Origin of the sequence: Mesorhizobium sp. M1E.F.Ca.ET.063.01.1.1 (assembly GCF_003998155.1) — a bacterium.
Classification (GTDB): Bacteria; Pseudomonadota; Alphaproteobacteria; order Rhizobiales; family Rhizobiaceae; genus Mesorhizobium.
Genome location: NZ_RZSC01001543.1, coordinates 1 through 499, shown reverse-complemented (window position 1 = coordinate 499; position 499 = coordinate 1). Strand labels below are relative to the sequence as shown.

Below are 499 nucleotides of genomic sequence, written 5' to 3'. Positions count from 1 at the left end.
CACCATGAACGTCGGGCGGTTAGCGGCGCCCAGGCCGGCCGCCGTCATCCATGTGAGAGGCGAACGTTGACGCCGCCGACTGGCCACCTGGCCGCCCCGCGGGAAGCGCTTGGCGGTGACCAAATCGACACCACGTCAAAGAAGCCTGACATCCGGCAGATTTGGCCTTGTAACCTTGACGTCCAGTCGTTATCTAGTGCGCCGCGCCGGCAACGGCCGACCATGACCGCGGAGAGGTGGCAGAGTGGTCGAATGCACCGCACTCGAAATGCGGCATGCTCGCAAGGGCATCGGGGGTTCGAATCCCTCCCTCTCCGCCATCCTGCTCGTTCTTCGAGCTTCGGGGAACAGCCCGCTCCTCGTGCGAAGCAGGTTGCCCCTCCGAAGCTTTGGCGCAGGCGGGCGGCTCGGAGCTGCCTTTCACTGACCCACATCGGCTTCGCGGATGAAATCGCGCAGCTTTTCCATGTCCCAGGACAGCGGGCGGTCATCGCTGTAG

General features: G+C 64.5%; 1 tRNA gene. It reads left to right on the top strand.

The window, feature by feature from the left end:
- The first annotated feature begins 230 nt into the window (after positions 1–230).
- A tRNA-Ser gene (locus tag EOA29_RS39685) sits at positions 231–320 on the top strand.
- Positions 321–499 lie beyond the last annotated feature (179 nt).